Genomic DNA, 22,942 nt, shown 5'->3' with positions numbered 1-22,942 from the left:
TTTGGATATTTTTCCAAACGCTTTTTTATTATACATAGTCTTATTGTATCAATTTTAGAATTTTTTGTATATTTGTGATTTAGAACACAGTAAACACGATAATAAAGTTGTATATTGCTTTTGGGGATTTGGATAAAATTGATCAAAGGGGATATAAAAATGAGTGAAAAACAGGAATTAATTGATTTATTGAATGCCTTGCTGGAAGCAGAGCGTGCTGGTGTGGAGACAGCGAATCATTTGCTAAAACAATATCCATCAGAAGAATTAGACGAACAATATAAACAGTTGAAAAAAGATGAGGCTTGGAGCTGTGCAGGTCTTCATCAAGCCATTTTGCGTGAAGGCGGAGAACCCAGTATGAAAACGGGGGATTTTGTGGATAAAGTAATAGCGCTAGAAACATTACGGGACAAACTCGTTCTCTTAAACAAAGGACAAGCATGGGTCGCACGCAAAATTGATCAGGCTATTGCCTTCGGGACCATTCCAGAGACAGAAGCGTTTTTAACAGAAATGAAAAAAGTGCATCACACAAATATTGATGAAATGGAAAAATACTTATTAGGAAATTAAATAAATGGTGAAAAAGGGGCCATCAGCCCCTTTTTTTACGTACTAGATTGAATGCTTTATCTGTATTCGCAAAATGCATTTTAACAAATTGAGGCAAAACATCTTGTCCCTTTTGCAAAATTAACTTTGCCGCAGCCTGATCGACCTGAGCACCCGCACCTTTTGGCAGCTTAAAACCGGCAGCATCACTTAATATTTCAAAATATTGTACAAACGCATATCGAGCCAGGATTGATGCCGCTGCAACTGCGATATGGACCCCTTCTGCTTTTGTACTGAAATAGACATTTTCCTTTACGATTTCCTTCTGCCCTTTGATGTGCTGATAATAAGTACTTTCTTGGACAAATTGATCAATTAAAATGGCCTCTGGCTTTATTGGGGCAATCTTTTTTAATACATGACCGATGGCTTGATTATGTAGCAAGGCCTTCATTTTGCCTTGCGACATACCGGATTGCTGCATTTGGTTATACTTTGGATTATGCAAGCTCAGCAGGCTATGCGGGACAATAGCTTTTATTTGTCTGGCAATGGCTGTAATTTTTTCATCATTTAAATCCTTTGAATCTCTGACTCCTAATTCTTTTAAAAGGGGAATGTCCTCCTTCTTTACATAGGCAGCCACAACTGTGATCGGACCAAAAAAGTCTCCGGTTCCGACTTCATCAGAACCAATGGCGGACAAACTTCCAATGTTCGGCGGAAGTTTGCTGCTGAGCGTCTTTTGTTTTCCTCCAGCCTTATCTGTCTTTGGCGAAGCCTGTCCCCATTTATTTGCCTCTACCTCACAATTTGCACCTTGGAACAAAACTTTACCTGATTTATAAGCAGTAATGACACATGAATTCGTTTTTGCGGAAAAAACTCCTCCCGGAGGAATTTTTTCGACAAGAGCCTTCTCATAATATTGTTTCATTTTCATGATTTCAGCCAAATCTCGATTTAATACAACATTACCCATATCATTCACCTCAAATTCATTCTTTCTTTACACTCAACCTAATTGAAAGCAATACTAGTGTTAAAACCTTTTACCAGACATGACCCCTTTTCGCTTTTCCACTTTGTGTTGTTCATGTTATGATAGTCTTTAGGATTCTTTTGATTGGAGGCATTTCACGTTGTCAAAGCCACAAAAAAGCAGGATATCCGTAGATATTTACGGTCAACAATATATTATTTTAGGTTCGGAAAGCTCAAGTCACATTAAGTTTGTAGCCTCGTTAGTTGACGACAAAATGCGGGAAATTGGTTCAAAGAATCCGTCATTAGATGTGAATAAACTGGCTGTATTAACCGCTGTGAATGCTGTCAATGATTATATAAAAATTAAAGAAGAGCTTGAAAAGCTTCAGGAAGAAATTAAGAGAGAAAAGGGATGATCTAAACGATGTTGGATATTGCTATTCTCGTTCTGTTGATCATGGGTTTCTTCATCGGCTTAAAAAGAGGCCTTATCATGCAGCTTATCCATTTAACCGGATTTATTATTGCATATATTGCAGCAAATATATACTATGATGAACTTGCTTCAAAATTAATTTTATGGATTCCTTATCCAAATTTCGGCGAAAATTCAACCTTAAAACTGATAACGAATAGCAGTGATATGGAAGCGGCTTTTTATCGTGCAATTGCATTTATGCTTATCTTTTTTGCTGTTAAGATGCTTTTGTTAATAGTTGGCCGGATGTTGAGCTTTATTGCCCGTTTACCAGTTTTAAAACAACTAAATGTTTGGGCTGGAGGAATCTTTGGTTTTTGTGAAGTATACTTAATTGTTTTTATCTTACTATATGTCGCTGCTCTAATACCAATGGATGCACTCCAAAATACGTTAAGCCATTCCATATTAGCTGCTGCGATTATAAACCATACCCCTGTTCTTTCCAGCCAAATAAAACAATTATGGATTGAATACGTAGGCACGGCAACTTCTCTTTAAGCAGAGAAGTTTTTTTAAAGACTTTATTCTTAACCCATAATAAAAGTAAAAGCTATCTTTTAAGGCAGGTGGGAAGTTTGGAACGGACGAAAAAAGAGATTGTACGACTTTTAGAGACGATTGCCATTTATTTAGAATTGAAGGGTGAAAACTCTTTTAAAATATCTGCATTCAGAAAAGCTGCTAATGTATTGGAGATAGATGAGCGAAGCTTAACCGAAATTGAAGACTTTACATCGATTCCAGGTATTGGAAAAGGGACAGCGGCGGTGATCGTGGAATACATGCAAGAGGGAACCTCTACCGTCTTAAAAGAACTAAAAGAAGAAGTTCCACCAGGATTAATTCCATTATTGCAGCTTCCAGGACTCGGCGGCAAAAAAATTGCTAAGTTATATCAGTCACTAGGGGTTGAAGATGTTTCAGGCTTAGAGGAAGCCTGCCGGGCGGGTAGGGTACAAGCACTTCCTGGGTTTGGAAAAAAAACGGAGGAAAAAATTCTAAGTTCGATCCTCCAGGCTGGCAACAGACCTGAAAGGCTTCCGCTTGCCTATATGCTCCCAATAGCTGAACAAATTGAAAAGCAGTTAGCTCATATGACAGATATAGATCGATTTTCAAGGGCTGGAAGCTTAAGAAGGATGAGAGAAACGATTAAAGACTTGGATTTTATTATTGCAACGGACAATCCTTCAATTGTAAGAACCCAGCTCCTAAGTCTTCCAAATATAAAAGCTGTGATTGGGGCAGGTGAGACAAAAGTTTCTGTCACCCTTGACCTCCAATATGATGTTTCAATTGATTTTCGTCTCGTAAAACCTGATGAATTTATTACAACATTACATCATTTTACAGGTTCTAAGGAACATAATGTTCGGATGAGGCAGCTCGCCAAGGAACGTGGAGAAAAAATAAACGAATACGGTGTGGAAAATATTGAAACGGGGGAAATACAAACATTTTCCTCGGAAACAGAATTTTATCTGCATTTTGATCTCCCGTTGATTCCGCCAGAATTAAGGGAAGACGGAAAAGAAGTGGAGGAGTATTCAGAAACCATCGAGTTAATCTCCCTCGAAGATATAAAAGCTGACCTGCATATGCACACAACATGGAGCGACGGTGCCAATTCGATTGAAGAAATGGCAGAAGCATGCCGCAGCAAGGGTTATTGTTACATGGCCATTACAGACCATTCACAATATTTAAAGGTAGCAAATGGACTTACGCCTGAAAGACTGTTAAAACAAAGGGAAGAAATAAAGAAGGTAAACGAAAAATATGATGACTTCACAATTTTAAGCGGGGTTGAAATGGATATTCTTCCCGATGGAAGCCTTGATTATGATGACCGTCTATTAGAGGGGATGGATCTTGTTATTGCCTCGATTCACTCGGCCTTTTCACAGCCAAGAGAGAAAATTATGGACCGGTTGAAGGCGGCAATGGAAAATGTTCATGTTGATATCATTGCCCATCCAACAGGAAGATTAATTGGACGGCGTGAGGGCTATGATGTGGATATTGATCTGCTAATCGAATTGGCAAAAGAATCGAACACTATTCTGGAGTTAAATGCCAATCCTCATCGCCTTGACCTGGCTTCCCAGCACTTACGAAAAGCGCAAGAGGCAGGAGTGATGATAGCGATCAATACAGATGCCCACCAAACGGGGACATTGTCAAATATGGAAATCGGCGTGGCAACAGCCAAAAAAGGGTGGATTAAAAAGTCATCTGTCATTAACACATTGGAATTAAACGATTTAGTAGCGTTATTGCATAAAAGGAAAAAATAGGAGGACTTCTCCATGCAGCAAAAAGTATTTAAGATACTAGAATTTGATAAAGTGAAGGAACAATTATTTGAGCAAGCATCCTCTTCCTTAGGCAGAGAAAAAGTAAGAGATCTTGTTCCTTCAACGGATTTTGAACAAGTCGTAAAGCTCCAGGCGGAAACAGATGAAGCGGCGACGGTATTGAGGATAAAAGGAAATGTTCCCTTGTCAGGGATTCACGATATACGTGCCCATATTAAGCGTTCGGTTATTGGTGGTGTCCTTAGTCCACATGAGCTGGTTTATGTTGCTAGTACGATACATACAAGCCGACAAATGAAGCATTTTATTGAAGATATTGCAGAAGAAAGAACGGAAATACCAATATTGGTAGAACTGACAGATAAAATTATTCCATTAACGAATCTTGAGCAGGCAATCAAATATGCCATAGAAGAAAGTGGTGAGGTACTTGATGGAGCAAGTGAACTCTTGAGGTCACTTCGTCATCAGCTTCGCTCGACAGAAGCTCGGGTTCGTGAAAAATTAGAAAGTATGATTCGTTCATCAAGCGCCCAAAAAATGTTATCTGACGCAATTGTAACCATTCGAAATGATCGCTTTGTAATCCCAGTAAAACAAGAATATCGGAGCCATTATGGCGGGATTATCCATGATCAAAGTTCATCAGGACAAACACTCTTTATTGAACCACAGGCGATCGTTCAATTAAATAATCAGCTCCAGGATATTCGAGTAAAGGAACAGGTTGAAATTGAAAGAATTTTAACTGAGCTTTCGGCAAAGACGGCTGAGCATGAGGCGGAACTGAAAATTATTGTTGAGGTTCTCGCCGACCTGGATTTTATTTTTGCAAAAGCAAGGTATGGAAAACAAATCAAAGCCTCGATGCCAACGATGAATAATGAAGGAAGAATCTCATTATTTAAAGCACGCCATCCATTGATCCCGATTAAAGAAGTGGTTGCGAATGACATTATGATTGGGAAGGATTTTACAACCATTGTCATTACAGGTCCAAATACGGGAGGAAAAACCGTTACACTAAAAACGGTTGGATTATGTACTCTTATGGCGCAGGCAGGTTTGCAAATTCCTGCTTTGGATGGCTCAGAGCTAGCTGTTTTTAACGCTGTATATGCTGATATCGGCGATGAACAGTCGATCGAACAAAGCTTAAGTACATTTTCCTCGCATATGACAAATATTGTTGAAATATTAAAGCGCGTTGATTTTAACAGTCTTGTCTTATTTGACGAGTTGGGAGCTGGAACAGACCCACAAGAAGGAGCAGCACTGGCGATATCGATTTTGGACGAAACTCATAACAGAGGAGCAAGAGTGATTGCCACCACCCATTATCCAGAATTAAAGGCATATGGCTATAATCGCAAGGGAGTAATGAACGCCAGTGTTGAGTTTAATGTGGAAACATTAAGCCCAACCTACAAACTCTTACTAGGGGTTCCAGGAAGAAGTAATGCCTTTGAAATCTCCAAACGATTAGGATTAAATGAAAAAGTTATTGAGGGTGCCCGCTCTTATGTGAGTTCCGAAACAAACAAAATTGACAATATGATATCCGCCTTAGAGGAAAGTAAACGAAAAGCTGAAAGCGAGCATGAGGAAGCACTGGCCTATTTAAAACAGGCTGAAAAGCTTCATCAGGATTTGCAAAAGCAAATGATCGAATTTTATGACCATAAAGACTCGCTTTATGAAAAAGCAGCTGATAAGGCTGAAGACATTGTCGAGGAAGCAAAGGCAGAAGCAGAAAAAATTATTCGTGATCTTCGTAAAATGAGAATTGAAAAGCATGCAGATGTGAAAGAACATGAGTTAATCGAGGCGAAGAAACGATTACAAGAAGCAGCACCAAAAATTGAAAAAACTAACAAAGCTCACCAAAGGAAGGAAAGGAAACATACTTTCACCCCAGGTGATGAAGTGAAGGTTCTTACTTTTGATCAAAAAGGCATTTTACTTGAAAAGAACTCAAGTGATGAATGGCAAGTTCAAATTGGGATTCTTAAAATGAAAGTCAAGGAGAAGGATTTAGAGTATATTAGTACTCCTAAGCCTGTTGAGACAAAGCCGCTAGCAATCGTTCGAGGAAGAGACTCTCACGTGAATCTAGAATTAGACCTTCGCGGGGAACGGTACGAGGAAGCACTTCTTAGAGTTGAAAAATACGTGGATGACGCCTTGTTAGCTGGATACCCCAGGGTTTCGATTATCCATGGAAAGGGCACAGGGGCTCTTAGACAAGGAGTACAAGAATATTTAAGGAATCACCGCTCAGTGAAGAAAATCCGCTTTGGGGATGCAGGAGAAGGCGGAACGGGTGTGACCGTTGTTGAATTTAAATAGTTCCTTATAGGAGTTCCAAGCAAAATAGGCTAGAAATCGAGCAGGGTATTTTGAAGGGGAGAAATAGGTTGGAAAAATTAGCAAAGGTCCTCTTGGGATTATGTGGAGTATTTTTAATTATTGGTCTAATCTATATGATTTTTTTTAGTTAATGGAAAGCCATTGCTGTGATTTTACAGTAATGGTTTTTTTAACATGCCTATATTATAATAAAAGATAGTTAGAATTTTTTGAATATTTTCGAAGGAGGATTGTGATGACCGAGTTCAAACCATGGCTTTCGCTCTACCCACAGGAAATTCCAGCATCTTTAGAGTATCTCCCGGAACCACTCCAACAGTATTTAGTCCATGCAGCCAAGAGGTTTCCGAATAAAACAGCAATTCATTTTATGGGAAAAGAACTTACCTATCAAAAAGTTTATGATGCGTCAGTTACTTTAGCGAGCTATTTACAGGACTTGGGAATAACAAAAGGTGATCGTGTTTCAATAATGCTTCCGAATTCTCCGCAATCAGTTATCAGTTATTTCGCCATTTTATTTGCAGGTGGAATCGTCGTACAGACAAACCCTCTTTATACAGAGCGTGAGCTTGAATACCAAATGAATGATTCAGGCTCAAAAGCGATTATCACATTAGATATTCTTTATCCACGGGTATCAAAAGTATCAGCCAGAACCGACTTAAAACATATTATTGTAACCTCTATTAAGGATTTTTTACCATTTCCCAAAAATTTTATTTATCCTTTTATACAGAAGAAACAATATGGTCTGGTAGTTGATGCAAAGCATAAGGGAAATACACATTTGCTTACGGAAATATTAAAGTACCCTGCCAAACCATTAATAGCTTATGATATTGATTTTGAAGAGGATATCGCCATTTTGCAATATACAGGAGGGACCACTGGATATCCAAAGGGGGTAATGCTTACACATAAAAACTTAGTTTCAAATGCAAGAATGGCTCAGGCATGGCTTTATAAATGTAAAATAGGGAAAGAGGCCTTGTTAGGGGTTATTCCATTTTTTCATGTTTATGGGATGACCATTGTTATGCTTTTAGCAGTCATGGGAGCCCAAAAAATGATCTTGCTGCCAAAGTTTGATGCAGAATCAACATTAAAAACCATCCACAAACAAAGGCCAACTTTATTTCCCGGGGCACCAACCATTTATATTGGATTATTAAATCATCCTAAAATAAAAAATTATGACCTTTCTTCAATTGAATCCTGTATCAGCGGATCTGCTCCACTCCCCGCGGAGGTGCAGGAAAAATTTGAAAGTATAACTGGTGGAAAGCTTGTTGAAGGGTATGGATTAACAGAATCTTCACCAGTTACGCACGCAAATCTCCTTTGGGACCGACCGTACATCAAAGGGAGCATAGGATTGCCTTGGCCTGATACCGATGCCAAGATCATTTCCTTAGAAAATGGAGACCGCTTACCTCCAAGTGAGATTGGGGAAATAGTTGTTAAAGGTCCACAGGTCATGAAAGGGTATTGGAACCGTCCGGAGGAAACAGAACAAGTACTTAAAGATGGCTGGCTCTATACAGGAGATCTTGGCTATATGGATGAGTACGGATATTTCTATGTTGTTGACCGGAAAAGGATATGATCATTGCGGGAGGATTTAACATTTATCCTCGTGAAGTAGAAGAGGTGCTGTATGAGCATCCAGATATTCTAGAAGCTGTTGTGGCGGGAATTCCCGACCCATATCGTGGTGAAACGGTTAAAGCCTATGTGGTTCTAAAAGAAGGTGCACATGTTACAGCGGAGGAACTTAATCAGTTTACAAGAAAGTATCTTGCTTCCTATAAAGTACCGAGAATTTACGAATTTAAAAAGGAACTTCCCAAAACTGCAGTTGGAAAAATTTTAAGAAGGGTATTGATTGATGAAGATATGAAAAAAATAGCGGATGAATCCAAAAAACAAGCATGATAAAGAAAACTCGCCGATTGGCGAGCCCCTAAGGGCGATGACAGAGGCGTAGTTGCACTTATGCGACATAATAAAGTATAAATTTTGGAAAAAATTTATACCTTATTATTAGCCAAAAAAAGAGCCAAATTGATGGCTCTTTTTTCGTATCTTCTTTTTGTGATCGGTATCTTGACAGCGATTATTTCAAAAATTACTATTAAATTATGAATGACTATTCATTCAATAAATGGAATAAAATCTTATGAATGAATCATAATTCGCTTCCCTTAACTATTCAATTCCGTTTTTAAGTAAGCGAGTTAATCATACCATTTAGTAAGGGGAGAGTAGTTTGAAAAAGAATGGCCCGAAATATATGCAAATTATTGATGCTGCGGTAGTTGTTATAGCTGAAAATGGCTATCATCAGGCACAAGTCTCAAAAATTGCGAAACAAGCTGGCGTAGCGGATGGAACCATTTACTTATACTTTAAAAATAAAGAAGATATCCTTATTTCCCTTTTTAGAGAGAAAATGGGAGACTTTGTAGAAAAAAATGAAAATATTATTGCAGGAAAAACGACAGCAACAGAGAAGTTATTATCATTAATTGAATCACAATTCTCCATGCTCTCGGGCGATCATCATCTGGCGATCGTAACTCAGTTAGAGTTACGTCAAACGAATAAAGAACTGCGAATGAAAATTAATGAAATCCTTAAAGGATATTTACAGGTCATTGATAATATTGTCTTAGAAGGAATTGAAAAAGGAGAGTTTTCAAAAGAACTTGATGTACGTCTTGCCAGACAAATGATCTTCGGCACAATTGATGAAATGGCAACATCGTGGGTAATGAATGAGGAGAAGTATGATTTAACTGCGTTAGCGGGCCAAATTCATCACTTGATCATAAAAGGATGCGGCAGCTAAAGAAAAATCCATAAGGGGAGAGATGGGATTGGAATATTTAAAAGTATCAGTTGAGAATTTAATCGCAACGATTACATTACAACGTCCTCCAGCGAATGCTTTATCACAATGGATGCTGCGGGAATTATCAGTCGTAATGGATGATATAGAAGGCAATGATCAAGTACGGGTTATTCTGATTCGTGGTGAAGGACATTTTTTTTCAGCAGGTGCTGATATAAAAGAGTTTACAACCGTGGACAACATGGAGGATTTCTCTAAGCTTGGCAAAGTTGGTCAGGACTTATTTGAAAGAATGGAAAGGTTTCCAAAACCTATTATTGCTGCAATACATGGTGCGGCACTCGGCGGCGGTCTTGAGTTAGCGATGGCCTGCCATATTAGGATTGTTAGTGAAAGTGCCAAACTGGGACTACCAGAGCTGCAGTTGGGATTAGTTCCAGGGTTTGGAGGTTCACAAAGACTCCAGCGATATGTAGGAGCTGCGAAAGCTGCTGAAATGTTATTTACATCTGAACCGATATCTGGTGCTAATGCAGCTGAATTGGGTTTGGCAAACAAGGCCTGCCCTGAAAATGATGTTTTCGAAACGGCCAGGACAATGGCAAAAAAAATTGCGCAAAAAAGTCCAGTTGCCCTAAGTGCAGCAATCCAACTATTGAATTTTTCCAAACCAAATACGTTTTATGAAGGAGTTAATAAAGAGGCAGAACTGTTTGGAAAGGTATTTGTATCAAATGATGCAAAAGAAGGGATTCAAGCATTTTTAGAAAAAAGGTCCCCTAATTTTAAAGGGAACTAAATTTTTTTCAAATAAGATATCTAAAAATTAAAAAAATGAATCTCAAGGAGGAAGCTATGAACATTTTTGTACTAATGAAAAGAACCTTTGATACAGAAGAAAAGATCTCCCTTTCAGGAGGAAAAATCAACGAAGATGGAGCGGAATTTATTATAAATCCTTATGATGAATACGCCATTGAGGAAGCCATTCAAGTACGTGATGCAAACGGCGGCGAGGTAACGGTCATTACTGTCGGCAATGAGGAATCAGAAAAGCAATTGCGTACGGCATTAGCAATGGGAGTCGATAAAGCTGTCCTCATTAATATTGAAGATGATGTCCAAAATGTCGACCAATATACAACCGCAAAAGTTCTTGCTGAATATTTGAAAGATAAAAATGCTGATTTGATTTTGGGGGGCAATGTTGCCATTGATGGTGCCTCAGGACAAGTGGGTCCTCGTGTAGCCGAACTGTTGGGCATTTCTTATGTAACAACAATTACAAAGCTGGAAATCGACGAACAAAAGGCCACAATAACACGAGATGTTGAAGGGGATTCAGAAGTAATTGAGGCAAACCTTCCGCTTTTAGTAACCGCTCAGCAGGGCTTAAACGAGCCGCGTTATCCATCACTGCCAGGGATTATGAAGGCTAAAAAGAAGCCGCTTGATGAACTTGAACTAGATGATCTTGATCTTGATGAGGACGATGTGGAAGCTAAAACAAAAACAATCGAACTCTATTTGCCGCATAAAAAAGAGGCAGGAAAGGTTCTTTCAGGTGAAATAACAGATCAAGTAAAAGAACTTGTACTGCTTCTGCACACCGAAGCAAAAGTAATTTAATGAAGATTTAAGCAAAATCAGGAGGGAATAGAATGGCTAGAAAAGTCTTAGTATTAGGTGAAGCCCGTGACGGGTCGCTTCGTAATGTTTCATATGAATCGATCGCTGCTGCAAAAACAGTTTCTGAAGGAGGAGAGATTGTCGGCGTTTTAATCGGTGACAATGTGAGCGGATTAGCACAAGACTTAATCTCTTACGGAGCAGATCGGGTAGCTGTTGTAGAAAATGAAAAATTAAAACAATATACGGCTGATGGTTTTTCACAAGCGCTTCTCGCAGTAATCGACTCTGAAAAACCTGAAGGAGTAATCACAGGTCATACTGCTTTAGGAAAAGACCTTACACCAAAGATTGCTGCCAAGCTTTCCTCTGGACTGGTATCTGATGCCACCAACGTAGAGGCTGTTGGAGGAAATATTGTTTTCACAAGACCAATTTACTCAGGGAAAGCGTTTGAAAAGAAAATCGTCACGGACGGATTGATTTTTGCGACAGTTCGGCCAAATAATATTGCTCCACTAGAAAAAGATGAAAATCGGAAAGGAGAAATTACTTCCCTTTCGGTTGATATCAAAGATCTTCGCACGATTATCAAGGATGTAGTGAAAAAAGTCAGTGAAGGTGTAGACTTATCAGAAGCAAAAGTAATTGTTTCAGGTGGCCGCGGTGTCAAGAGTGCAGAAGGTTTTGATCCATTAAAAGAATTAGCTAAAGTTTTGGGTGGAGCTGTGGGGGCATCAAGGGGTGCTTGTGATGCTGACTACTGCGATTATTCCATGCAGATTGGTCAAACAGGTAAAGTTGTAACCCCTGACCTCTACATTGCTTGCGGAATATCTGGTGCAATCCAGCATCTAGCAGGTATGTCCAATTCTAAAGTAATTGTCGCCATCAATAAGGATCCAGAGGCGAATATTTTCAATGTGGCTGATTACGGAATTGTTGGTGACCTATTTGAAGTAGTTCCGATTCTCACTGAAGAAGTGAAGAAAATAAGAATTCATTCTTAATGAAAGAGCAAAGGGCAGCCATATCCGTGTGGCTGTCTACTTTTTGGGCATACTTTAAATGATTACGGGAAAATTACACTCGAAACAAAATATTAGCATCATCAATTAATCGATGATATACTTTCCATAGTATGTAAGTATTAACATTAGGAGGCATATCCATATGGCTATTACACATGTTACAGACCAAAACTTTACTGAACAAACTAGTTCAGATGTAGTCCTTGTAGATTTCTGGGCACCATGGTGCGGACCTTGCAAAATGATTGCTCCAGTTCTTGAAGAACTTGACTCCGAATTAGGAGATAAAGTAAAAATCGTGAAGCTTGATGTTGATGATAACCAAGAAACAGCAGCAAAATTTGGTGTCATGAGCATCCCAACTTTATTACTCTTCAAAAATGGTGAAGTAGTTGATAAGGTTGTCGGCTTCCAGCCAAAAGAAGCTTTATCAGGCGTTATTCAAAAACATGTCTAAAAACCAAAACCTTAACCATAAAAGTGGTTAAGGTTTTTTTCTTTTCCCATCAATCTCTACTTTCCTTTATGTATAGTTTGTTTTAAAATTTAAGGATGAATATTTTTTAGTGGGGTGGGTCAGATTTGAATAATATTATTAAGCAGAAGCTGACGTTGTTGCCTGACCAGCCTGGCTGCTATTTAATGAAGGATCGTCAAGGAACGATTATTTATGTGGGAAAAGCTAAAATCTTAAAGAATCGCGTCCGTTCCTATTTCACAGGCTCACATGATGGCAAAACATTGAGACTTGTTAATGAAATCGAGGACTTTGAATATATCGTTACATCTTCCAATATTGAAGCACTTCTGTTGGAAATCAATTTAATCAAAAAACATGATCCAAAATACAACATTATGCTTAAGGATGATAAAAGTTATCCCTTTATTAAGCTAACGGCTGAACGTCATCCGAAATTGATTATAACGAGAAAGGTCAAGAAAGATAAAAGCAAATACTTTGGTCCATATCCAAACGTTGGGGCGGCCAATGAAACGAAAAAACTGCTTGATCGCCTTTATCCATTAAGGAAATGTTCCACCCTTCCTGACCGAGTGTGTTTATATTACCATTTAGGCCAATGTTTGGCACCTTGTATTAATGATGTTCCTGAAGATGAATATAAAAAAATGACTGATGAAATTACCCGCTTTTTAAACGGCGGATATAAAGAAATAAAAAAAGAGTTAACTGAAAAAATGACCCTGGCAGCGGAATCCCTGGATTTTGAACGTGCTAAGGAATATCGAGATAAAATCGCCCATATTGAAACTACGATGGAAAAACAAAAAATGACGATGACTGACTTTACGGATCGGGATGTATTTGGTTATGCGGTCGATAAAGGATGGATGTGTGTCCAAGTCTTTTTTGTCCGTCAAGGAAAGTTAATTGAACGCGATGTTTCGATGTTTCCGATTTACGACGAACCGGAGGAAGAAATTTTAACATACCTGGGTCAATTCTATACGAAGGCGAATCATTTTAAACCAAAGGAAATTCTCATACAGGATGAGATTGATTTATCGCTTGCTGAGCAGCTTCTTGAAGTAAAAGTCCTTCAGCCGCAGCGGGGGCAGAAAAAAGACCTTGTCAAATTGGCCATAAAGAATGCAAAAATAGCTTTAAATGAAAAATTCTCATTGATTGAAAAAGATGAAGAGCGGACCATTAAAGCAGTTGAAAATCTCGGAGAAATACTTGGGATCTATACTCCGCACCGAATAGAGACTTTTGATAACTCTAATATTCAAGGGGCAGACCCTGTTTCAGCAATGGTTGTATTTACGGATGGCAAAGCGGATAAACGTGAATACCGCAAATATAAAATCAAAACCGTTAAAGGTCCAGATGATTATGAATCAATGCGTGAAGTTGTGCGCAGGAGATATTCCAGAGCATTAAAAGACAATCTGCCGCTCCCTGATTTGATTATCATTGACGGAGGAAAAGGACATATTGAGGCAGTAAGAGACGTTTTGGAAAATGAACTGGGGCTGGATATTCCTTTATCTGGACTGGCAAAGGATGATAAACACCGTACCTCACAATTGCTTTACGGTAATCCGTTAGAAATTGTGCCCTTAGCTAGAAATAGTCAGGAATTTTATTTATTGCAGCGGATTCAGGATGAAGTTCATCGGTTTGCGATTACTTTTCACCGCCAGCTTCATGGAAAAAGTGCATTTCAATCGATACTTGATGATATCCCTGGTGTTGGGGAAAAACGAAAAAAACTATTGCTAAAACATTTTGGCTCTGTAAAAAAAATGAAAGAAGCCAATATTGAGGAATTTGCCTCCTTAGGAATACCAGGCAATACAGCAATAGAACTAATAAATAAACTTAAAGATTCATAATGTTTGTCATAAAAAATGTATCATGCTATAATGGTTTAAACTTTATATTACAGTCACTTTATAGTATTAAAGTGAAGGTAGAGGTGCGAACTTCAATAGTAAAAGTCAGGAGAAGAGTGAGCTTCAATGAAGGGCTTTGAAAGGGTATGTTCGCCGAAGTAAAGAAACACTCATTGTTTTCTTTGCTGGTCCTGTATTGAATAAATACTGGATTGTCAAGACTACTGTCTTGGAGAGCTATCTCACATTGTATACGATAGATTATTCTTTTCTTCGTATTTCTAAGCAATGAGATGGATTTCTCATTGCTTTTTTTATTTTGTGGATAACCTAAAAGACAACATCATCTATAGAAGAAAGTAGGGGAGACCATGGGACTTATCGTACAAAAGTTCGGCGGAACATCCGTTGGAAGTGTGGAACGAATTTTAAATGTGGCCCAATGTGTAAAAGAAGAAAAAGAGCGGGGAAACAATGTGGTTGTCGTTGTATCTGCAATGGGTAAAACAACTGATCACCTTGTCAGCTTGGCAAAAGAAATATCTGCTAATGCGAGTAAAAGGGAAATGGATATGCTCCTGACAACAGGTGAACAAACAACGATTGCTTTACTGGCAATGGCACTTAAAGAAAAAGGGCTTGAGGCTATCTCTTATACTGGATGGCAGGCTGGTATTTTGACAGAACCTGTACATAGCAATGCGAGAATAACGAAGATCCAAACTGCTAAGCTTGAAAAGCAATTGACAGACGGAAAAGTAGTCATTGTTGCAGGATTCCAGGGTGTAACTGAGTCAGGGGAAATTACCACGCTTGGCCGAGGCGGCTCAGATACAACAGCTGTAGCCCTAGCAGCAGCGCTGGGTGCAGACAGATGTGATATCTATACGGATGTAACAGGTGTTTTTACCACTGATCCTAGGTATGTGAAGAGTGCTCGCAAGCTAATGGATATTTCATATGATGAAATGCTCGAGCTGGCCAATTTAGGAGCTGGAGTGCTGCACCCAAGAGCAGTGGAATTTGCCAAGAATTATAATGTAAAGCTTGAGGTTCGCTCAAGTATGGAAAAAATCGAAGGTACAGTCATTAAGGGGGAAGCAACATTGGAACAGAACCTAGTTGTACGTGGAGTAGCATTTGAAGATCAAATAACAAGGGTAACGATCTTGGGTCTTACCAATTCTTTAACGAGTTTATCAACTATTTTTACAACACTTGCCCAGCATCATATTAATGTAGATATCATTATTCAAAGCAAAACAGAGTCGGACACGACAAACCTTTCGTTCTCAATTAAAACTGATGATTTAAACGAAACGTTGGGCGTGATGGAAAATAACAAATCATTATTAGGCTACGACCGAATCGAAGCAGAGAATGGACTTGCTAAAGTGTCTATCGTAGGTTCAGGTATGATTTCCAATCCTGGGGTAGCTGCGAAAATGTTTGAAGTGCTGGCTCAAAGTGAAATTGAAATTAAAATGGTAAGTACATCTGAAATCAAAGTATCAGCTGTTGTTGAAGATCAACAAATGGTTAAGGCTGTTGAGACATTACATGATGCCTTTGAATTAGCAGAAGATCATAGATAAGAAAAAACCTGGCAAATGCCCGCTTTTTAAATTTTATCTCGTTTATCCCATTTAACTGTAAATAATACATTGTGAGCATGTTTGACTGGATGTTCAAACGTTTCTGCAATAACTTCTTTTTGATTTTCGATTTGCTGTGCCAAAAAGCCTGCTTCTAGTTGGAAAAAATGTTCTGCCTTTGATTTTACACGTGAAACCATTAATGGACTGGATAATTCAAAATCCATTTCATCTTTTTTTCGTTCTTAACAGATAGAACGCCCCAAGTTGCTCTGGAAAAGAATTGAATGATTTCATCGATGGTTTCTAAGGGGTACTTTCTTGCGAGCCTTTTTCCTGCCCAATAGAGAATTTCTGGTGTATCTTTTCCAAGAATATCGGGTAAAAGAACTTCTCTAATTAGTTCGTATCCGAAAATTGACATATTTTGTTCGTCTTCTGAAAGGATAACTTCATCCGATCCATTTACTTTCATGTTCTCCCCTCTTTCTATCATACTATTATATACAATCTGGGCTTTGGATAAATACCTTTTTTAGAAAAGTGAATAGAATAATTTTGCTAGTTTACTATATTAAGATAATTCTTTGTTGCTTGTTAATCATATTTTATCAATTACAGGTACAGATAAACTGGTAATTAATAGAATGCAAAGAAAGTTCTTTCAATAGTTGTCGAACATAACTTGTTTTATGTCGATTTAGTTTAAAAAGTTTGATTTTTTGTGTAATATTGTGTATCCGGTTTCTTGACGCTTATTGACGATGGAGGTAAAATGAACATGTCACATAATTGTTAAAAAGTTAGCTTTACAACATTTTTACTGTGGTGATAGGTTGTTCTTCCTTGATATGGGAACAAGCAGGAGACCTTTCATCATGCAAAACTAAAGGGGGGTAAAATTGTGGCGGGTAATCGGGAGTTTGTTAATCGTAGGCTGCACTCTTTGTTTGGAATTATTCCAGTAGGATTATTCCTATTAGTGCATCTAACAGTCAATCATTTTGCTACAAGAGGGGAGGAGTCGTTCGGTAAGGCGACAGGCTTTATGGAAAGTCTTCCATTCTTAGCATTCTTGGAAATTTTTCTAATTTTCTTACCTTTGTTATATCACGCTATTTATGGTCTTTATGTTGCTTTTACTGCCAAAAACAATATTGGCCGAATGGGTTATTTCCGTAACTGGATGTTCATGCTTCAACGGGTAACTGGGGTAATAACTCTAATCTTTGTTGCTTGGCACGTATGGGAGACTAAGATTGCCTATATGATGGGAAATGTAACAAATTTTTATGATATGATGACAAACATTCTATCATCACCATTCATGTTCTGGTTCTATCTTGTTGGGGTAGTTTGTACAATTTTCCACTTTGCAAATGGATTATGGTCATTCTGCGTTAGCTGGGGGATTACAATTTCTCCACGTTCACAAAGAATTTCTACATATGTTACGATGGTAATTTTTGTTCTATTAGCTATTGTTGGAATTCAAGACTTATTAGCATTTATTTAATAGTTTTAAGAAATAATATTTTGTATGGATTATAGATCTTGATCAGGGAGTGAGTCACGATGAATAAAGGCAAGGTGATTATTGTCGGTGGCGGTTTAGCCGGCTTAATGGCAACGATTAAAGTTGCAGAATCGGGAACGCCGGTTGAGTTATTTTCGCTTGTACCGGTAAAACGTTCTCACTCTGTTTGTGCCCAGGGTGGTATTAATGGAGCGGTGAATACAAAAGGAGAAGGGGACTCTCCATGGATTCACTTTGATGATACAGTATACGGCGGTGACTTTTTAGCAAACCAGCCTCCTGTAAAAGCAATGTGTGATGCAGCTCCTGGTATTATCAACTTGCTTGACCGGATGGGGGTTATGTTTAACCGTACACCAGAGGGGTTATTAGATTTCCGTCGTTTCGGTGGTACACAGCACCACCGTACAGCATTTGCTGGTGCAACTACAGGTCAGCAGTTGCTTTATGCATTGGACGAGCAGGTTCGCCGACATGAAGTAGCCGGTTTGGTAACGAAATACGAAGGTTGGGAGTTCTTGGGAGCTGTTTTAGACGATGATGGTGTGTGCCGCGGGGTCGTTGCCCAGAACTTAACAACCATGGAAATTAAATCATTTGTTGCAGATGCGGTTATTATGGCAACAGGTGGTCCTGGTATTATCTTTGGTAAAACAACAAACTCTGTAATTAACACTGGTTCTGCTGCTTCAATTTTGTACCAGCAGGGAGTTTCTTATGCGAACGGTGAAATGATTCAGATTCACCCAACTGCGATTCCTGGTGATGATAAGCTTCGTCTCATGAGTGAATCAGCACGCGGTGAAGGCGGACGGATCTGGACATATAAGGATGGTAAACCTTGGTACTTCTTGGAAGAAAAGTATCCAGCATACGGGAACTTAGTTCCACGGGATATTGCTACTCGTGAAATTTTTGCGGTATGTAACGACTTGAAACTTGGTCTTAATGGTGAAAACATGGTTTATTTGGATCTTTCTCATAAAGACCCACATGAATTGGACGTTAAACTTGGTGGTATTATTGAAATCTATGAGAAATTCACAGGCGAAGATCCACATAAAGTTCCAATGAAAATCTTCCCTGCCGTTCACTATTCAATGGGCGGCATGTGGGTTGATTATGATCAAATGACAAATATCCCAGGCTTGTTTGCATGCGGTGAGTGTGATTTCTCTCAACATGGTGCAAACCGTTTAGGTGCGAACTCATTACTTTCAGCCATTTTTGGCGGAATGGTTGCCGGCCCTAACGCTCTAAAATATATCGAAGGTCTTGAGAAAGGCTCTGATTCCGTTTCTTCTACTGTCTTTGATCGTCATGTTAAAGAGCAAGAACAAAAGTGGAATAACATTATGTCAATGAACGGAACTGAAAATGCTTATGTTCTTCATAAAGAGCTTGGCGAATGGATGACTGCAAACGTGACAGTTGTTCGCTACAATGACAGACTGTTAAAAACGGATGAAAAAATCCAAGAATTATTAGAACGCTATAAGAAAATTAATATTAACGATACGGCAAAATGGAGTAACCAAGGGGCGGCATTTACTCGTCAATTATTCAACATGCTTCAATTAGCACGTGTTATTACGATTGGTGCATATAACCGAAATGAAAGCCGTGGCGCACACTATAAGCCTGACTTCCCTAAACGTGATGACGAAAACTTCTTAAAAACAACTATGGCAAAGTTTGTGGATGCAGAAACTGCTCCAGCTTTCCATTACGAAGAGGTCGACATTTCATTGTTAAAACCACGCGAACGGGATTACACGAAAAAGCACTAGGATAATCTTTGTGTGGGATCATTAAAAAAGCAAAGGGGAGTGGGAATGAATGTCTGAAAATAAAGCAGTAAAATTTATTATAACTCGTCAGGATGGACCTAATACAGCTCCTTATCAGGAGGAATTTGAAGTTCCATACCGTCCAAATATGAACGTCATTTCGGCACTTATGGAAATTCGGAGAAACCCAGTTAATGCAAAAGGTCAAAAAACAACACCTGTTGCATGGGATATGAACTGTTTGGAAGAAGTTTGCGGTGCTTGCTCAATGGTGATTAATGGGAAACCACGCCAATCTTGTTCAGCCTTGATTGATCAATTGGAACAGCCAGTTCGCTTGGCTCCAATGAGCACTTTCCCGATCATTCGTGACCTTCAGATCGACCGGAGCAGAATGTTTGATTCATTGAAGAAAGTGAAAGCATGGATTCCAATTGATGGAACCTATGATTTGGGGCCTGGACCACGTATGCCTGAAGTTAAGCGTCAATGGGCATATGAACTGGCAAAATGTATGACTTGCGGTGTTTGCTTAGAGGCATGTCCAAATGTAAACAGCAAATCTAACTTTATTGGACCGCAGCCACTATCACAAGTTCGTTTATTCAATGCACATCCAACAGGTGAAATGAATAAAGCTGAACGTCTGGAAGCAATCATGGGAGACGGCGGCCTTGCTAACTGTGGTAACTCACAAAACTGTGTACAATCTTGTCCAAAAGGTATTCCGTTAACAACATCGATTGCTGCATTAAATCGTGATGCAACAATCCAATCCTTTAAAAACTTCTTTGGCAGTGACAGAGTATAACTTTCTTAAAACCTCTTTTTCCATTAGGAAACAGAGGTTTTTTAGGTATAAATGTAAGATTCATTTTTGTTATAATATAGCTAAAATGTAAGTATTGAGAGGATGCTCATGAAGATTAGGACATGGTTATCAACAATTTTGGTTCTTGCTGGGGTTGTTATTCTGGCAATTGGGGTATGGCAAATAACAAATACGAATAAGAAAACAAATGAAACTCTCAGTAAAGCAAAAACTATGCTGGCACAGAAAAAAGAGATTCCACAACAAAAGAATGATCAACAGGATAAGCAAGTTGAAAACACACCGCCGCAAATTGGGGATACAATTGGCATTTTAGCGATTCCAAGAATTAAAGCGGAGTTAGCAATAGTTGAAGGAACTGACCCCGATGACCTAGCAAAGGGTGTGGGCCATTACAAAGGCTCTTTTTTACCGTCCCAAAATGGGCAAATTGTGCTATCTGGACATCGAGATACTGTTTTTCGGCATTTAGGGGAATTAAAAGTAGGGGACCAGCTGATTGTCAAAGTTTCTAATGGATCCTTTACCTATAAAATTACTCATACAAAAATTGTTGATTCAAAGGATACCAGTATTATTACTCTTCAGAAAGATCACGAAGAATTGATTTTAACAACTTGCTATCCGTTTCGGTACGTAGGAAATGCCCCAAAAAGATACATTATCTATGCTGATCCAGTAAAATAATGGGGAATTTTTAATCGGACAGATATTTTTTTATAGACGAATGTCTATTTTTTACAAAATCCTTCTCCTTTAAGGAAATACAGTCACTCCGAAAGTTTCTTTCACATATGATATGGTGACTAAAAATATACCCACCCCACGGTTCACAACTGGCGAAGGCAAGGAGGGTTACAATACTTGAAGGAGAATGAATATACTCACAAGCCATTACTCACCAAACGCAAAAAGAAGTATTCGAACTGTTAGTACAAGATAAAACAACAAAGGAAATTGCTAGTGAATTATTTATCAGCGAGAAGACAGTTCGAAACCACATTTCCAATGCCATGCAAAAACTTGGTGTTAAAGGGCGTTCACAAGCGGTTGTAGAGCTCCTTCGTATGGGAGAGCTAGAACTTTAATCTTGACCTGGCATCCGTAATGGAGGCCGGTTTTATATTATGTTCCAGATGCATTTAGATTCTCCAGCTTTTCTTTTTTTCTTGAAATTTAATAAAAAAAAGTAGAAAATAAAAAGAAATTAAAAGGTTTCTCCATAATGTAGAAAAGAATGATTTGGAAGCCTATTTAATGATAGGAGTTGGATGAATCATGAAACCCGATCGAGATTGCGGGGATATCGTTGCAAATGTTGAAAAAGAATTACGCTATATTGCAGGGATCATCAGGCAAAAGGGCAGGGAACTTCTAAGTGATTATACAATTACACCGCCACAGTTTATTGCTTTGCAATGGTTATTTGAAGATGGAGATATGACAATTGGAGATCTATCAGCCAAAATGTTTTTAGCTTGCAGTACAACGACAGATCTTATTGACCGAATGGAAAAGAATAATCTGGTCGAGCGAATTAAAGATACAAATGACCGACGTGTGGTAAGAATTCACTTGTTAGATGAAGGAAAAAGAATCATAGATGAAGTCATCAAGAAACGCCAGCTTTATTTGAAGGAAGTATTAACGAACTTTTCAGCTGAAGAAATACAAGTCCTGCAAGATCATTTAAAAAAGCTGCACCATGAAATGCGTAAAGATTGAGGGGAGTAGTTTGATACAACCGATAGGTGTTATTGATTCTGGAGTTGGCGGGTTAACGGTAGCAAAAGAAATAATGAGACAGCTGCCTAATGAGCCAATTATTTATTTAGGGGACACTGCTAGATGCCCCTATGGTCCAAGATCAAGAAGAGAAGTAAAAAAGTTCACGTGGGAACTGACGTCTTTTTTATTAGAAAAAAAAATTAAAATGCTTGTTATTGCCTGTAATACGGCGACAGCGGCGGCATTGGATGAAATCCAAACCGAATTATCGATCCCTGTATTAGGGGTCATTAACCCTGGGGCCCGTGCAGCCATTAAAAATACAAAGAATTATCGGGTTGGCATAATCGGGACAGAAGGTACAGTGAAAAGTGGAGCATATGAAAGAGCATTAAAGTCACTAAACAGCAGACTTTATGTTACTGCTCTTGCTTGTCCGAAATTTGTACCGCTTGTCGAAAGTGGAGAATACTCTGGCCTGGTTGCTAATAGAATAGTGGAAGAATCATTAAAGCCGTTACTTGATCAAAGTTTGGATACACTCATTTTAGGTTGCACCCATTATCCATTACTTGGACAAACTATTAAAAACTTCATGGGTAATGAGGTAGATGTGATTAGTTCAGGTGATGAAACAGCAAGGGAAATTAGCGCGATTCTTCAATATAAGAATATGCTAAATACATGTGAAGACGAACCAAAACACCAGTTTTTCACCACTGGCTCAACCGCTATTTTTTCAAAAATAGCTTCCGAATGGCTCGGGAGAAAGATCGAGAATGTCAAAAGAATAAAATTATAATTAACAATAAGTCAGACTTTCGCAAGATTAAATTGGGGAAGTCTGACTTATTCTTTTTTGCTAAAATGT

The 22,942-nt window shown here is 38.6% G+C and carries 19 protein-coding genes, 3 pseudogenes and 1 riboswitch; of the genes and pseudogenes, 20 read left to right on the top strand and 2 right to left on the bottom strand.

From position 1 onward, the window contains the following. The first annotated feature begins 159 nt into the window (after nt 1-159). Nucleotides 160-576, top strand: a complete 417-nt coding sequence (locus RCG17_RS06305; protein ID WP_308174387.1) for a DUF6306 domain-containing protein — start codon at nt 160-162, stop codon at nt 574-576. A gap of 22 nt (nt 577-598) precedes the next feature. On the opposite strand, the gene rnhC is transcribed toward RCG17_RS06305, so the two are convergent. After that, nucleotides 599-1,540 (bottom strand): ribonuclease HIII, encoded by a 942-nt coding sequence (gene rnhC / locus RCG17_RS06300; protein WP_308174386.1) that lies wholly within the window; start codon nt 1,538-1,540, stop codon nt 599-601. A 160-nt stretch (nt 1,541-1,700) separates the two neighbouring features. On the opposite strand from rnhC, the gene zapA reads away from it, so the two are divergent. The 12 genes and pseudogenes from zapA (at nt 1,701) to RCG17_RS06240 (ending at nt 16,184) form a co-directional block, all read left to right on the top strand. Next, nucleotides 1,701-1,961: a cell division protein ZapA gene (gene zapA, locus RCG17_RS06295; RefSeq protein WP_308174385.1), complete on the top strand. Its 261-nt coding sequence runs from the start codon at nt 1,701-1,703 to the stop codon at nt 1,959-1,961. Nucleotides 1,962-1,969: 8 nt separating this feature from the next. After that, a complete protein-coding gene (locus tag RCG17_RS06290) occupies nt 1,970-2,524 on the top strand; it encodes a CvpA family protein (protein ID WP_308174384.1) in 555 nt (184 codons plus the stop codon). Between the two features lie 77 nt (nt 2,525-2,601). Next, nucleotides 2,602-4,323, top strand: coding sequence for a DNA polymerase/3'-5' exonuclease PolX (polX, locus tag RCG17_RS06285; RefSeq protein ID WP_308174383.1), 1,722 nt, complete (start codon nt 2,602-2,604; stop codon nt 4,321-4,323). Nucleotides 4,324-4,335: 12 nt separating this feature from the next. Next, nucleotides 4,336-6,693 (top strand): endonuclease MutS2, encoded by a 2,358-nt coding sequence (locus tag RCG17_RS06280; RefSeq protein WP_308174382.1) that lies wholly within the window; start codon nt 4,336-4,338, stop codon nt 6,691-6,693. Between the two features lie 256 nt (nt 6,694-6,949). After that, nucleotides 6,950-8,652 (top strand): annotated as a pseudogene (locus RCG17_RS06275) (AMP-binding protein). A 334-nt stretch (nt 8,653-8,986) separates the two neighbouring features. Next, nucleotides 8,987-9,568, top strand: coding sequence for a fatty acid metabolism transcriptional regulator FadR (locus RCG17_RS06270; protein ID WP_308174381.1), 582 nt, complete (start codon nt 8,987-8,989; stop codon nt 9,566-9,568). Between the two features lie 28 nt (nt 9,569-9,596). Then, nucleotides 9,597-10,370 carry an enoyl-CoA hydratase gene (locus tag RCG17_RS06265; protein ID WP_308174380.1) on the top strand — a complete coding sequence of 258 codons (774 nt, stop codon included), beginning with the start codon at nt 9,597-9,599 and terminating at the stop codon, nt 10,368-10,370. 56 nt (nt 10,371-10,426) lie between these two features. Further along, the gene (locus RCG17_RS06260; protein ID WP_308174379.1) at nt 10,427-11,200 is read left to right on the top strand and encodes an electron transfer flavoprotein subunit beta/FixA family protein; all 774 of its coding nucleotides are present in this window, start codon (nt 10,427-10,429) and stop codon (nt 11,198-11,200) included. 32 nt (nt 11,201-11,232) lie between these two features. After that, entirely contained in the window at nt 11,233-12,210 is a 978-nt protein-coding gene (locus tag RCG17_RS06255; RefSeq protein ID WP_308174378.1) for an electron transfer flavoprotein subunit alpha/FixB family protein, read from the top strand. A gap of 163 nt (nt 12,211-12,373) precedes the next feature. Next, complete coding sequence (gene trxA, locus RCG17_RS06250) at nt 12,374-12,688, top strand: thioredoxin (RefSeq protein WP_308174377.1); 315 nt, start codon at nt 12,374-12,376, stop codon at nt 12,686-12,688. 125 nt (nt 12,689-12,813) lie between these two features. After that, the gene (gene uvrC / locus RCG17_RS06245; RefSeq protein WP_308174376.1) at nt 12,814-14,589 is read left to right on the top strand and encodes an excinuclease ABC subunit UvrC; all 1,776 of its coding nucleotides are present in this window, start codon (nt 12,814-12,816) and stop codon (nt 14,587-14,589) included. Between the two features lie 70 nt (nt 14,590-14,659). Then, a riboswitch (Lysine riboswitch) is annotated at nt 14,660-14,837 on the top strand. Nucleotides 14,838-14,960: 123 nt separating this feature from the next. Further along, on the top strand, nt 14,961-16,184 hold the full coding sequence (locus tag RCG17_RS06240) for an aspartate kinase (RefSeq protein WP_308174375.1): 1,224 nt from the start codon (nt 14,961-14,963) through the stop codon (nt 16,182-16,184). Between the two features lie 26 nt (nt 16,185-16,210). Here RCG17_RS06240 and RCG17_RS06235 read toward each other — a convergent pair. After that, nucleotides 16,211-16,608: pseudogene (locus RCG17_RS06235) on the bottom strand (YslB family protein). Between the two features lie 480 nt (nt 16,609-17,088). Here RCG17_RS06235 and RCG17_RS06230 point away from each other — a divergent pair. From RCG17_RS06230 to racE, 7 genes and pseudogenes are all read left to right on the top strand, one after another. Next, nucleotides 17,089-17,700, top strand: coding sequence for a succinate dehydrogenase cytochrome b558 subunit (locus tag RCG17_RS06230; RefSeq protein ID WP_308174374.1), 612 nt, complete (start codon nt 17,089-17,091; stop codon nt 17,698-17,700). Between the two features lie 59 nt (nt 17,701-17,759). Further along, nucleotides 17,760-19,511: a succinate dehydrogenase flavoprotein subunit gene (gene sdhA / locus RCG17_RS06225; protein ID WP_308174373.1), complete on the top strand. Its 1,752-nt coding sequence runs from the start codon at nt 17,760-17,762 to the stop codon at nt 19,509-19,511. Nucleotides 19,512-19,560: 49 nt separating this feature from the next. Further along, nucleotides 19,561-20,322 (top strand): succinate dehydrogenase iron-sulfur subunit, encoded by a 762-nt coding sequence (gene sdhB, locus RCG17_RS06220; RefSeq protein WP_308174372.1) that lies wholly within the window; start codon nt 19,561-19,563, stop codon nt 20,320-20,322. A gap of 108 nt (nt 20,323-20,430) precedes the next feature. After that, nucleotides 20,431-21,030 (top strand): class D sortase, encoded by a 600-nt coding sequence (locus tag RCG17_RS06215; protein WP_308174371.1) that lies wholly within the window; start codon nt 20,431-20,433, stop codon nt 21,028-21,030. A gap of 177 nt (nt 21,031-21,207) precedes the next feature. Next, a pseudogene (locus tag RCG17_RS06210) lies at nt 21,208-21,431 on the top strand (LuxR C-terminal-related transcriptional regulator). A 190-nt stretch (nt 21,432-21,621) separates the two neighbouring features. Then, nucleotides 21,622-22,068: a MarR family winged helix-turn-helix transcriptional regulator gene (locus RCG17_RS06205; RefSeq protein ID WP_308174370.1), complete on the top strand. Its 447-nt coding sequence runs from the start codon at nt 21,622-21,624 to the stop codon at nt 22,066-22,068. A gap of 10 nt (nt 22,069-22,078) precedes the next feature. Beyond that, a complete protein-coding gene (gene racE / locus RCG17_RS06200; RefSeq protein ID WP_308174369.1) occupies nt 22,079-22,873 on the top strand; it encodes a glutamate racemase in 795 nt (264 codons plus the stop codon). The last annotated feature ends 69 nt before the right edge of the window (nt 22,874-22,942 follow it).

Source organism: Neobacillus sp. PS3-12 (genome assembly GCF_030915385.1).
Classification (GTDB): domain Bacteria; phylum Bacillota; class Bacilli; order Bacillales; family Cytobacillaceae; genus JAEVLT01.
Note: the sequence above shows the minus strand (reverse complement) of the source record. Positions and strands in the feature narration are given on the sequence as shown.

Bases quoted from the DNA above. Each gene is read 5' to 3' on its own strand.
- RCG17_RS06215 (WP_308174371.1), top strand. From the start codon at position 20,431: ATGAAGATTAGGACATGGTTATCAACAATTTTGGTTCTTGCTGGGGTT.
- RCG17_RS06255 (WP_308174378.1), top strand. From the start codon at position 11,233: ATGGCTAGAAAAGTCTTAGTATTAGGTGAAGCCCGTGACGGGTCGCTT.
- trxA (WP_308174377.1), top strand. From the start codon at position 12,374: ATGGCTATTACACATGTTACAGACCAAAACTTTACTGAACAAACTAGT.
- rnhC (WP_308174386.1), bottom strand. From the start codon at position 1,540: ATGGGTAATGTTGTATTAAATCGAGATTTGGCTGAAATCATGAAAATG.
- sdhA (WP_308174373.1), top strand. From the start codon at position 17,760: ATGAATAAAGGCAAGGTGATTATTGTCGGTGGCGGTTTAGCCGGCTTA.
- sdhB (WP_308174372.1), top strand. From the start codon at position 19,561: ATGTCTGAAAATAAAGCAGTAAAATTTATTATAACTCGTCAGGATGGA.
- RCG17_RS06240 (WP_308174375.1), top strand. From the start codon at position 14,961: ATGGGACTTATCGTACAAAAGTTCGGCGGAACATCCGTTGGAAGTGTG.
- RCG17_RS06290 (WP_308174384.1), top strand. From the start codon at position 1,970: ATGTTGGATATTGCTATTCTCGTTCTGTTGATCATGGGTTTCTTCATC.
- RCG17_RS06205 (WP_308174370.1), top strand. From the start codon at position 21,622: ATGAAACCCGATCGAGATTGCGGGGATATCGTTGCAAATGTTGAAAAA.
- RCG17_RS06305 (WP_308174387.1), top strand. From the start codon at position 160: ATGAGTGAAAAACAGGAATTAATTGATTTATTGAATGCCTTGCTGGAA.
- RCG17_RS06280 (WP_308174382.1), top strand. From the start codon at position 4,336: ATGCAGCAAAAAGTATTTAAGATACTAGAATTTGATAAAGTGAAGGAA.
- RCG17_RS06260 (WP_308174379.1), top strand. From the start codon at position 10,427: ATGAACATTTTTGTACTAATGAAAAGAACCTTTGATACAGAAGAAAAG.